10 protein-coding genes are annotated in these 11535 nt (G+C 72.4%); 6 read left to right on the top strand and 4 right to left on the bottom strand.

The window, feature by feature from the left end:
• Window positions 1-15: 15 nt before the first annotated feature.
• Window positions 16-375 carry an STAS domain-containing protein gene (locus AOK18_RS12660; protein ID WP_055570406.1) on the bottom strand — a complete coding sequence of 120 codons (360 nt, stop codon included), beginning with the start codon at window positions 373-375 and terminating at the stop codon, window positions 16-18.
• Window positions 372-1700: a PP2C family protein-serine/threonine phosphatase gene (locus AOK18_RS12665; RefSeq protein WP_055694403.1), complete on the bottom strand. Its 1329-nt coding sequence runs from the start codon at window positions 1698-1700 to the stop codon at window positions 372-374. Before AOK18_RS12665 ends, AOK18_RS12660 begins: the two co-directional genes overlap by 4 nt.
• A gap of 240 nt (window positions 1701-1940) precedes the next feature.
• Here AOK18_RS12665 and AOK18_RS12670 point away from each other — a divergent pair, with 240 nt between their 5' ends.
• The 4 genes from AOK18_RS12670 to AOK18_RS12685 all read left to right on the top strand — a co-directional run bounded on the left by AOK18_RS12670 (window position 1941) and on the right by AOK18_RS12685 (window position 8061).
• Window positions 1941-6104, top strand: coding sequence for a SpoIIE family protein phosphatase (locus AOK18_RS12670; protein ID WP_055694404.1), 4164 nt, complete (start codon window positions 1941-1943; stop codon window positions 6102-6104).
• Window positions 6104-6406: an STAS domain-containing protein gene (locus AOK18_RS12675; RefSeq protein ID WP_055694405.1), complete on the top strand. Its 303-nt coding sequence runs from the start codon at window positions 6104-6106 to the stop codon at window positions 6404-6406. The genes AOK18_RS12670 and AOK18_RS12675 overlap by 1 nt, the downstream gene beginning before the upstream one ends.
• A 99-nt stretch (window positions 6407-6505) precedes the next feature.
• On the top strand, window positions 6506-6994 hold the full coding sequence (locus AOK18_RS12680) for a hemerythrin domain-containing protein (RefSeq protein WP_074995261.1): 489 nt from the start codon (window positions 6506-6508) through the stop codon (window positions 6992-6994).
• 191 nt (window positions 6995-7185) lie between these two features.
• On the top strand, window positions 7186-8061 hold the full coding sequence (locus tag AOK18_RS12685; RefSeq protein ID WP_055694406.1) for an endonuclease/exonuclease/phosphatase family protein: 876 nt from the start codon (window positions 7186-7188) through the stop codon (window positions 8059-8061).
• Window positions 8062-8192: 131 nt separating this feature from the next.
• Here AOK18_RS12685 and map read toward each other — a convergent pair whose 3' ends face one another.
• Entirely contained in the window at window positions 8193-8960 is a 768-nt protein-coding gene (gene map / locus AOK18_RS12690; protein ID WP_055570401.1) for a type I methionyl aminopeptidase, read from the bottom strand.
• 62 nt (window positions 8961-9022) lie between these two features.
• On the opposite strand from map, the gene AOK18_RS12695 reads away from it, so the two are divergent.
• A complete protein-coding gene (locus tag AOK18_RS12695; RefSeq protein WP_055570400.1) occupies window positions 9023-9298 on the top strand; it encodes a helix-turn-helix domain-containing protein in 276 nt (91 codons plus the stop codon).
• A 119-nt stretch (window positions 9299-9417) separates the two neighbouring features.
• Here the strand turns inward: AOK18_RS12695 and AOK18_RS12700 are convergent, their stop codons facing one another.
• Window positions 9418-10266 (bottom strand): phosphotransferase enzyme family protein, encoded by an 849-nt coding sequence (locus AOK18_RS12700; RefSeq protein ID WP_055694407.1) that lies wholly within the window; start codon window positions 10264-10266, stop codon window positions 9418-9420.
• A 249-nt stretch (window positions 10267-10515) separates the two neighbouring features.
• On the opposite strand from AOK18_RS12700, the gene nadE reads away from it, so the two are divergent.
• Entirely contained in the window at window positions 10516-11346 is an 831-nt protein-coding gene (gene nadE / locus AOK18_RS12705) for an ammonia-dependent NAD(+) synthetase (protein WP_055570398.1), read from the top strand.
• Window positions 11347-11535: the final 189 nt, after the last annotated feature.

An 11535-nucleotide genomic window follows, 5' to 3' on the forward strand; every position in this document is an offset into this window, starting at 1 on the left:
GAACGGGGGGCGGGATCAGCGCTGCAGGGCGGAGAGGGCCTCCTGGGTGGTGGCGTGGAAGGTGAAGACCTGGTCGAGTCCGACCACCTGGAAGACGCGCATCTGGTCCGGATTGACGCCGGCGAAGCTGAGCGGCGAGCCGGTTTCCTGCGACCGCTGGTAGGCGGTGAGGAGCACCGTGATTCCGGTGGAGTCGCAGTAGGCCAGCCCGGACAGGTCGATGATCACGCCGTGGCCGTCGAAGGGGGCCTCCTCGACGGCCCGGGTCAGGAGCCGGGCCGTGTGGTGGTCCAGCTCACCCTCCACCTCCAGTACGAAGGGGCCGGCGGGGGTGTGCCGCGGGGTGACGGTCAGCTGGTGTTCGGGCTCGGTCACCGTTTCTCCTGGGTGCGGGGTTCGGACTGTGCGGGTACGGACAGGGCGAGCAGCGCGGTGTCGTCGCTGACACCGTCGCCCAAGTGGTGCAGGAGTGCTTCGACGGAGCCCAGTAATCCGTCGGCGGAGCGGTCCTCGGCCCGGACGTACGTGGAGAGCAGGTGCTGGGTGAGCCCGTCCTCGCCGAGCATGGTGCCGTCGGGGGTGCGCGCCTCGGTGAGCCCGTCCGTGTAGAGCAGAAGGCTCTCACCCGGTGACAGCCGCGTGGTGGTCTGCACGAACTGGGGGTCGGGCAGCATGCCCACGAGCTGACCGCCGGCGGTGGAGATCGGCTCCACCTTTCCGTCGACGCGCGAGGCGAGGGCCGAGGGGTGCCCGCCGCCGGCGAGGGTGACGGTGAAGGAGCCGTCGGCGAGGGGCTGCAGCACGCCGAAGACCGCCGTGCAGTAGCGGGGGGAGCTGCCCTGGTACTCACCCTTGAGGACGCTGTCCAGGTTGGACAGCGCGGCGCACGGATCGGGGTCGTAGATGGCGGCGGCGCGCAGGGTGTAACGGGTCAGCGAGGTCAGCGCGGCGGCCTCGGCACCCTTGCCGCACACGTCCCCCAGGAAGAAGGCCCAGCGGCCGTCGTCGAGGGGGAACAGGTCGTAGAAGTCGCCGCCGACCTCGTGCGGGGAAGCCGTGTGGTAGGCGGCCGCCGCCTGCAGACCCGGAACCGTCGGCAGGGCCGGGGGCAGCAGGGTGCGCTGCAGGGTCCGGGCGAGGCGCTCGGCTTCGGTGCGCCGGTCGCGTTCGGCGGCGACGGTGCGGATGGCCGACAGGCGCAGTTCGAGTTCGTCCATGACCAGCGCGGCCAGGTCCTGCAGGGCGTCGAGCTGGACGTCGGTCGGCTTGCGCGGCCGGGTGTCGAGGACGTCGACCGTGCCCAGACGCTGTCCGTCGGCCGTGACGATGGGCGCGGCGGCGTAGAAGCGGACGCCGATGTCGCCCCGGACGAGGGGGTTGGCGAGGGCGCGGGCGTCGGACGCGGCGTCGGCGACCACGTAGGGCTCGCCGTGGAGGATGGCGGAGGAGCACAGGCCCGGATCGCGGCGTACCTGCGTGATACCAGGCAGCCCGTGGGCGGCCTTGAACCACACCCGGTCGGTGTCCACGATCGCCACCGTGGCCATGGGTGCCTCGAATATCCGGGCGGCCAGTCCCGCGATCCTGTCGAACGCGCCGTCCGGCGGCGTGTCCAGGATCTGGTAGCGCCGGACCGCGTCGAGCCGTCTTCCCTCGTCGGACGCCCGTGGCAGGGGGACCTGCAAAGGACTTGCCGCCACCCTTACCGCTCCCTGCTGTGTGTCCGTTGTGATACCGCCTGAGGCGAAGAGCCTGGGACAGTCTGGCTTATCCTACGAAGCTGTCGGTACTCGTGGGCAAGTTCGGCGGCGGCCTCGTGGAACGAGGCTGCCCGACGGTGCCCGTGCGCGCTGTCCTGCGAGGCGACGCGGGTGCTGCCCGCCGCGGGAGACGGCGGCCGGTGTGACGGTGTGGTGAGGGCGTGAGGGGAAGGATGGCCAGTGGAGCGTTCGCGAGACGCTGAACCGGAGCCGGCGGGGGCGGCCGGCTCCGGCGTGTTCGCCGCCGAGGAGGAGGTCGGCCGGGACCTCGCCGAGGTGGACTGGGCGTCGACTCCGCTGGGCCGTCCGGCCCAGTGGCCGCAGAGTCTGCAGACGGCGGTCAGCATCCTGCTGTCGTCGAGGTTCTCCATGTGGATGGCGTGGGGGCCCGAGCTGACGTTCTTCTGCAACGCGGCCTACCGGCGGGACACGCTGGGCCACAAGTACCCCTGGGCGCTGGGCCGCCCGGCACACGAGGTGTGGGCGGAGATCTGGGACGACATCGGCCCCCGGATCGACACCGTGATGACCACGGGACGGGCGACCTGGGACGAGGGCCTGCTCCTGTTCCTGCAGCGCTCCGGGTACGCGGAGGAGAGCTACCACACCTTCTCGTACAGTCCGCTGCGCGACGACGACGGCGCGGTGGTCGGCATGCTGTGCGTGGTCAGCGAGGAGACCGAGCGGGTCATCGGCGAGCGGCGGATGGCGACGCTGCGCGACCTGGGGTCCGACCCGAGCGTGGTCCGCACCGAGCAGGAGATGCTGGCCTTCGCGGACCAGCAACTGGGCCGCAACCTGAAGGATCTGCCGTTCACGCTGACCTACCTGTTCCAGCCCGACGGTTCCGCGAGGCTCGCGGGCACCACCGGGATACCCGGCGGACACGCGAACGCCCCCCTCACCCTGCCCGGTTCCGGCGGCGTGTGGCCGGTGGAGGAACCGGCCCGCGGCGAGTCCGTGCTCGTGCCGCTCGACGGCGCCCCCTTCGACGGCCTGCCGACGGGGGACTGGTCCGAGCCGCCCGCGCAGGCGCTGGTGGTGCCGTTGCAGCATTCGGGCAGCGCACCGTACGGATTCCTGGTGGCCGGACTGAACCGGTACCGCGTGCTGGACGAGGGCTACCGCGGATTCGTCGAACTGGTCGCCGGACACCTCTCGGCCGGGATCGCCAGCGCCCGCAGCTACGAGGAGCAGCAGCGCCGGGCGGAGGACCTGGCCGAGCTGGACCGGGCCAAGACCACCTTCTTCTCCAACATCAGCCATGAGTTCCGCACCCCGCTCACCCTGATCACGGGGCCGGTGGAGGAGCTGCGCGCCCGTCTGGCGGACGCCGACGCGCCGGTGCGGGAGGAACTCGACGCGATCCACCGCAACGCGCTGCGGCTGGGCAAGCTCGTGAACTCGCTGCTGGACTTCTCCCGCATCGAAGCCGGCCGGACGCAGGCGCGCTACGAACCGGTCGACCTGGCCGAAGTCACGGCGGAGCTGGCCAGCGTGTTCCGATCCGCCATCGACAAGGCCGGTCTGGAGTTCGACATCGCCTGCCCCCCGCTGGCGCAGGAGGTGTACATCGACCGCGGCATGTGGGAGAAGGTGATCCTCAACCTGCTCAGCAACGCGCTGAAGTTCACCTTCGACGGCTCGATCCGCGTCACCGTCCGCGGGGAGGGCACCCACGCGGTCGTCGAGGTCGCCGACACGGGCGTCGGCGTGCCCGCGGAGGAGATGCCCCGGCTGTTCGAGCGCTTCCACCGGATCGAGACCGCCCGCTCCCGCTCCACCGAGGGCAGCGGCATCGGCCTGGCCCTGGTCAAGGAACTGGTCACCCTGCACGGCGGCACGATCACCGCCGACAGCACCGAGGGCGAGGGCACCCGCTTCACCATCCGCGTGCCGTTCGGCGGGGCCCACCTCCCCTTCGGTGCCCTCGCGCCGGCCGAGGGCGGCCGGGTGGCGTCCGCCGCGGACCCCTATCTGCTGGAAGCGCTGCGCTGGCTGCCGGACGAGACGGTCGGCGCCGACGAGCGGGCAGCCGCGGCGGTGGCCGGCACCGGAGTGCCGGGGCACGCCTCCGGTCCGGCCGTGCCGGTGCGGATCCTGGTCGCCGACGACAACGCCGACATGCGCGAGTACCTCACCCGCCTCCTGCACGGGGGCGGCTACCGGGTCGACACCGTCAACGACGGCCTGGCCGCCCTGCAGGCCGTCCGGGCGAACGCCCCCGACCTGGTGATCAGCGACGTCATGATGCCCGGCCTCGACGGCCTCACCCTGGTGACGACGCTGCGCACCGACCCGCGGACCTCCTCCGTGCCGGTGCTGCTGCTGTCCGCCAGGGCCGGACAGGAGGCGTCCATCGAGGGGCTCCGGGCAGGCGCCGACGACTACCTCGTCAAGCCGTTCGCCGCGGCCGAACTCCTCGCCCGGGTGCGGGCCAACGTCGAGCTGGCGCGGCTGCGCAACCACCAGGCGCGCTGGCGCGCCGCACTGATCGACTCCCTCCAGGAGGCCTTCTTCGTCTGCGACGAGGACGGTGCCGTCATCGAGATCAACACGGCCTTCACCGACATCCTCGGTTACGGTCCCGAGGACCTGCCCTACGCACCGGTGCACCCCTGGTGGCCGGACGCCGGCACCGACCCGGAAGCGCACCACCAGGTCTCCGAGGCCTTCGGCCAACTGCTGGGCCATCCCAAGGGCTCCTACACCATTCCGGTCAGCCACCGTGACGGGCACCGGCTGTGGGTGACCGCCACCTTCAACCACGCCCACGACCCCGACACCGGACGCCAGGTCACCGTCGGCACCTTCCGCGACGTCACCGCCGAGCACTACGCGATCCAGCGCAAGAGTGCCCAGGCCGCCCTGAGCATGCGGCTCACCCAGGCGACCAGCCTGCCGGAAGCGCTGGCGGGCGTCCTGGCCGAGCTGCAGCACCTGTGGCGTGCCCAACGCGTAGTGGCGGTCGTCGCCGCGGCCGGCCAGGAGGCGTCCGTGACCGCGACCGACGCCGGCCTGCGCTGGCAGGACCTGCCCGCCGACCGCCGGGACAAGCTCACCGCCTGGCTCGACCGGCCCCCGCTCACCCCGGTCGACGACGACACCGGCGCGGCCATCGCCGTCAACCACCCCGAGGGCGCCATGGTGGTGTGGATCGACTTCGGGAGCCACCGCCCCTTCACCGACGAGGACCAGCTGCTGCTGTCCCTGCTGGCCGGCCAGCTCGCCCAGGGACTGGCCCGCGCCCACCAGATCGACCAGCAGCGCGAGACGGCCATCGCCCTGCAACGGGCCATCCTCGGCCCCTCCAACCTGCCCGACGGCTTCGCCGTCCGCTACGAGCCCGCCACCCGGCCCCTGGAAGTAGGGGGCGACTGGTACGACACCGTCCGGCTCCAGGACGGGCGCATCGGCATCGTCGTCGGCGACTGCGTCGGGCGCGGCCTCGAAGCCGCCACCGTCATGGGCCAACTGCGCAGCGCCTGCCGCGCCCTGCTCCTCCAGGACGCCAGTCCCGCCCAGACCCTCATGGCCCTGGACCGCTTCGCCGCGGGCGTCCCCGGCGCGATGTGCACCACCGTCTTCTGCGGGGTCCTCGACCCCGACAGCGGCCACCTCACCTACTCCAGCGCCGGACACCCGCCCGGCATCCTCACCCACCCCGACGGCACCACCCTGCTCCTGGACGAAGGACGGTCCATTCCCCTGGCCGTGCGCCCGGGCAGGCACCGGCCCGAAGGCACCTGCACCGTCCCCGCACGGGCCACCCTCCTGCTGTACACCGACGGTCTCGTGGAACGCCGGCGCCGCCCGCTGACCGCCGGCATCGTCCAGGCCGGCGAGGCGATCCAGGAGGGCCGTGACGCGGCCATCGACGACCTCGCCACCCAGGTCATGACGCGGCTCGCACCCGCCGACGGCTACGACGACGACGTGGCCCTCCTGCTGTACCGGCACCCGGCACCGCTGGACGTGGCCTTCCCGGCGGAGTCGTCCCAGCTCGCGCCGGTCCGCAAGGCCCTGCGCAGCTGGCTCGACCAGTGTGAGCTTCCGCCCCACACCGTCCAGAACATCCTGGTGGCCGCGGGAGAAGCCTGTGCCAATGCCATCGAGCACGGGCACCGGGACGCTCCCGGGGACACGATCCGGCTACGCGCCGAAGCCCTCGTCGACGATCTTCGCCTGACCGTCGCCGACACCGGCCGGTGGAAGACACCCCGGCCCGACCTCAACACCCACCGTGGGCGGGGCGTCACCCTGATGCGCGCCCTGATGCACCAGGTCACCATCACCTCCGGCGCGGCCGGGACCACCGTCGACATGCACACGAGGATCGCCTGATGACCACCCCGCTCACGCTCACTCCCAGTCGGCGTCCCGACGGCGCAACGCTGCTGACGGTCGCCGGCGAGATCGACATGAGCAACACCGACAGCCTGGCCACGGCCATCGAGACGACCGACGGACCCCTCGTCATCGACCTCACGGCCGTCGACTACCTCGACAGCGCAGGACTGAGCGTGCTGTTCACCCACACCGACCGCATCGAACTCATCGCCTCCCCGCTGCTGGCGCCGATCCTGAGCATCTCGGGTCTCGCCGACCTGACCACCGTCCATGGCCTCGGCACGCCCGAGGGCTGAGGCGGCCGCGAGCGGTGGCCCGAACGGGGGATGTCTCACCAGCGCAAACGGGGGTAGCCGCGAGACCGGAACACCAACACCCACAGGTGAGGAGCCACCGTGTCGTCCCATGACGTCGTCGAACTCATCCTGCAGGACCACCGCCGCATGGAGGACCTCTTCCGCACCCTGCGCAACGCCGAGGCCGACCGGGCCGCCGCGCTCGCGGAGTTCGCGAACCTGCTCATCGCGCACGCCTCGGCCGAGGAGGACGAGGTCTACCCGGCCCTGCGGCGCTACAAGAACGTGGACGGCGAGGACGTCGACCACGGCGTGCACGAACACGAGGAGGCGAACGAGGCGCTGCTCGCCCTGCTGGAAGTGGAGGACACCGCTTCGCAGGACTGGGAGGACAAGCTCGAGGAGCTCGTCACGGCGGTCAACCACCACGCGGACGAGGAGGAGCGGACCCTGCTCAACGACGCCCGCGAGAACGTCGCCGACGATCGCCGCGCCCAGCTGGGGACGGCGTTCCGTGAAGCGCGCGCGAGGTACCTGGAGGCCGACTGCGGCAGCGTGGAGAACGTGCGCAAGCTGGTGGCGGGTTAGCGGCTCACCGCCCTCGGCACGTGCACCGGCCGCAAGCCCCACCGGTCTTCCGGGCCGGGGCTTCCGGCGGTGCGCCGGTGTGCGTGAGCGGACGGGCCGGTCCCGGGCCGCGTGAGTGATCGTAGGGGAAGGACAGCGCCGCGCGCCCGGTACCGGGCACACTGTCCGGGGACCGCACTTCTGGGGAGGCGATGGTGCTCGGCAGCGGCACGCGTTGGCTCGCGGGCGTCTTGATCGTGGCCTGTACGGTGCTCGTCGGCCCCAGTGCACCGGGCGGCGCCCCCTTCGCGGGGGCACCGCCCGTCGAAGCCGTCGTGGACGTCGTACCGAACCGGGTCATGACGTGGAACATCTGCAACCCCTGCGAGGGGGACGACGTCGGCCGGGCCGCGGAGATCGCCGCGCACGCCCCCCAGGTCGTCGGCCTGCAGGAAGCGTGCGTGCGTGACGTCGAGAGGATCCGGGACCACCTGGAGCACCGGTACGGGCTGGTCTACCGTGCCGAGTACGGGACGGTTCTCCGGAGCTGGGGCCGTTGCGGCGGAGCGCCGTGGAGCCCGGGGGCCTTCGGCCAGGCGGTCCTCTCGGCGGCACCGATGACGGACCCCGTCATCGTGGAATACCCCGACGGCGGATCCGAGGACCGTGGGTACATGGCCGTCACCACCACCGTGGGCGGCCGGTCCGTCCGGGTCTTCAACACCCACCTCGCCCAACGACGCCAGGAGGCGGTCCGGGCGGACCAAGTCGGCGTACTCGCCGCGGAGGTCGCCCGGCACGACCGCGCGATCGTCCTCGGCGACTTCAACGCCGTGCCGAACGCCCCCGAACTCACCGGGATACAGGCCCTGGCCGCGGACGCGGATCCTCGGTGCGGTCCCTCTCCCACGGGTGGCTGCGAGCCGACCACCGACTGGCACAGCAAGTTCGACTACGTCTTCCTGCGGGGCGTCGTCCCGCTCGAACACGGTGTGCATCCGACCCCGCACTCGGACCACCACCCGCTGCACGCCGACCTGGACACCACCGGGCGGCCGGCAGGCGAAGCCGGTCCCGGATCCCGCTGAGGTCCGTGGCCGTACACGCGGTCGACACGTACCGCCCGGCCTGCCCGGTGCCGGGCCGGCCGGGCGGTACGCCGGCGGGGGCCGGGTCCGGGCCGGCGTCGTCCGGCTGCCGGGCGCGGGCGGCTTCCGGATCAGGGCAGGGTGAGCACGCGGGGGCCGTCCCGAGTGACGGCGATGGTGTGCTCGATGTGGGCGGCCCGGCTGCCGTCGGTCGTGCGCAGGGTCCATCCGTCGGGGTCGGTGCGGTAGTCGTCGTGCCCTCCGGCCATGAGCATCGGTTCGATGGCGAGGGTGAGGCCGTGGCGCAGGGGGAAGCCGCGGCCGGGACGTCCGCGGTTGGGGACGTGGGGGTCCTCGTGCATCCGGCGGCCGATGCCGTGGCCGCCGAAGTCGGCCGGCATGCCGCAGCCGGCCTTGCGGGCGACCGTGCCGATGGCGTGGGAGATGTCGCCGATGCGACGGCCGGTGGTGGCGGCGGCGATGCCGGCGTCCAGGGCCCGCTGGGTGGCCGCGATGAGTTCGAGGTCGGCGGGGCGGGGGGTGCCGACGGTGAAGCTGATCGCGGCGTCGCCGGTCCAGCCGTCGAGTTCGGCTCCGCAGTCGACGCTGACCAGGTCGCCGTCGCGCAGGCGGTAGCCGTCGGGGATGCCGTGCGAGACGGCGTCGTTGACGGACGCGCAGATCACGGCGGGGAAGGGGACGGGGGCGAAGGAGGGCTGGTAGCCCAGGAACGGGGAACGTGCTCCGGCCTCGGTGAGAACGGCGCGGGCGGCTTCGTCGAGTGCGCTCAGGCGGACTCCCACAGCCGCCGCCGCGCGGGCGGCCGCGAGTGCGTGGGCCACGACGCGCCCGGCTTCCCGCATCGCCTCCAGTGCCGTGTCGGTCTTGATCTCCACCATGTGCCGTGACTCCCTGCGGTGCAACGCCGTCCAATACTTATACCGGTATTAGTATCACGGGTATGGTGAGAGTTCCTTTGAGTCCGCAGGAGCGGCAGCGCGGAGAGCGCTTCGGGGCCCTGCTCCGCCGGGCCCGCGGTGACCGCAGCATGACCGACGTGGCGGCAGCGGCCGGGGTGTCCGCCGAGACCCTGCGCAAGATCGAGACCGGCCGGGCCCCGACCCCGGCCTTCTTCACCGTGGCAGCCCTGGCCCACGCGCTGCACCTGTCCCTGGACGACCTGGCCGCCGCCTGTGCGGAGGGCGCCGAGGACGGTGAGCGGGCCATGTCGGCGTGACCGCCGGGGCCGCGCCCTCCGGCCGGGGACCGGATCTTCCCGGCGCGGCGGGCCGAGGCCGGGATTCACCGTGCTCCCGGCATCGCCGGCCGGCCGGCCGCGATCTCGAAGGTCCGCGATCAGCCCTGGGTGTCCGGGCCGGGGCGGGCGAGCGCTGCCCGGATCCGGCCGAGCCACTCCGTGCCCAGCCGGCGCCCGTCGGGGAACCGGTCGTCCCGGTCCCAGCGCCATGCGGTGATCATCGCCAGTACGAGGATCCGGCACTCGTGCAGCAAGTCGTGGTCGACGCCCGGGTAGTGCGCGGCGACTTCTTCGGGCGCGTGGGCGAGGTCGAATTCGACGGGCCCGCGGCAACACGTCTCGAGGTCTATGAGGAGCAGCCCGTTCTCCGTGGTGAGCACGTTGCCCGGATGCGGCTCTCCGTGCAGCAGTTGCTCGCCGCCGCGTTCGCCGATCACTCGCCTCAGGCTTCGCAACGTGTCGTCGAGCAGCTCCCGGTCCGCGTCGGCGAGTGCCGGAGTGCGGTCGCGGTCCGCCACCAGTCGCTGGGCCCGCTCGACTCGCTCCGTGAAGTGCGGCGCCGGGACGTCGAGCGTGCGCATGCCGGCGTGCAGCCGCTCGAGCGCGCCGGCGTAGTCGGCCGGTGGGACCTGCTGAGGTGGCACGGGTGCGTAGTAGGTCCACAGCGTGACCACGAAGCCGTCACGCTCATGGACGCGCGGCTCCACCCGGGGCTCGAGAGCGGCCACGGGGCACCCGGCTTCGGCGAGCCGCTGAGCGAGATCGACTTCGAACCGTGCGACCTGATGCGCTACGGGTGCCACCCGGGCCAGGACGTCACAGGGCAGCAGGCGCAGGGTGAGCTTGTTCGAGTCGTGAAGGACGATCGCGTCGTCGACCGCCAGACCGAGGGACGAGGCGATCGACCGGGCCGCGGCCACCGCACGCGGAACCTCTGACGCCCTCATCGTCGTCCGGCCCCTCTCCCCCGAGCGCCGCCGCGGCTGTCCGAGCGGTGCGGCCCGCGCACCTTACCAAGGTGCCGGGGGAGGGGCGAGGCGGTGCGACGGGCGGGGGACGACGGAACCGGCGGTCCGCTTCCCCGGAAGGGGGCTCGTCCAGCCGCTCGCGGCACGGTCCCTGCGGTCCGGATTCGCCGGAGAGCTCCTGGGTAGGCGAGTGCGACAGTACATCGTGAGCCGGAACGAGGAGCAGACGTGAGCGAATCGGCGTCCAATGACCTGCAGCGGGAGATCGCTCTGGAACTGGGGGTCGCCGAGACCTTCGAGGTCGAGCGGGAGATCGAGCGCAGGGTGGCCTTCCTGGCCGAGCGGCTGACGTCCACCGGTCTGCGTTCCCTCGTGCTCGGCATCAGCGGCGGTGTCGATTCCACCGTCGCGGGCCGGCTGTGCCAGCTCGCCGTCGAACGGGCCCGGGCCGCCGGACACGAAGCACGGTTCTACGCGATGCGCCTGCCCTACGGGGTCCAGGCCGACGAGCGCGACGCCCGGCTCGCGCTCTCCTTCATCCGGGCCGACCACGTGCTCTCCGTGGACATCAAGCCCGCCGGCGATGCCGCGCTCGAGCACCTGCTGGCCGCCGGCGTGAGTTTCCGCGACGCCCATCACCAGGACTTCGTGCACGGCAACATCAAGGCACGCCAGCGCATGATCGCCCAGTACGCGGTGGCCGGCGCGTACGACGGTCTGGTCGTCGGCACGGACCAGGCCGCCGAGGCGGTCTCCGGCTTCTTCACCAAGTTCGGTGACGGCGCCGCCGACCTGGTCCCGCTGGCCGGCCTGACCAAGCGCCGGGTGCGCGCCGTCGCGGAGGCGCTGGGCGCGCCCGCCGAGCTGGTGCGCAAGGTCCCGATGGCCGACCTGGAGAGCCTCGATGCGGGCAAGGCGGACGAGGACGCGCTCGGAGTGACCTACGACGTCATCGACGACTTCCTGGAGGGCAAGCCCGTGGACGAGGAGGCCTTCGAAAAGATCATCCGCCGTTACCGCCTCACCGACCACAAGCGCCGGCTGCCCATCGCCCCCTGAGAGGGCTGCGCGACCGGCCGGAGCACCGCCGGCCGGAACACCCCCGGGCGGAGAACGGACCCGTATCCGGTGACCAGCACGGGACGCGGCACCCCGGACCGGGGTGCCGCGTCCCCTTTTGTCGAGGGGAGCCGCCGGAGTTGCCGGGACCTGCCGGCCGCGCGGAGGAGGCGTTGGGCGGGCGGGAAG

The sequence above is a fragment of the Streptomyces prasinopilosus genome, from assembly GCF_001419695.1.
In the GTDB taxonomy this organism is placed as follows: Bacteria; Actinomycetota; Actinomycetes; order Streptomycetales; family Streptomycetaceae; genus Streptomyces; species Streptomyces prasinopilosus.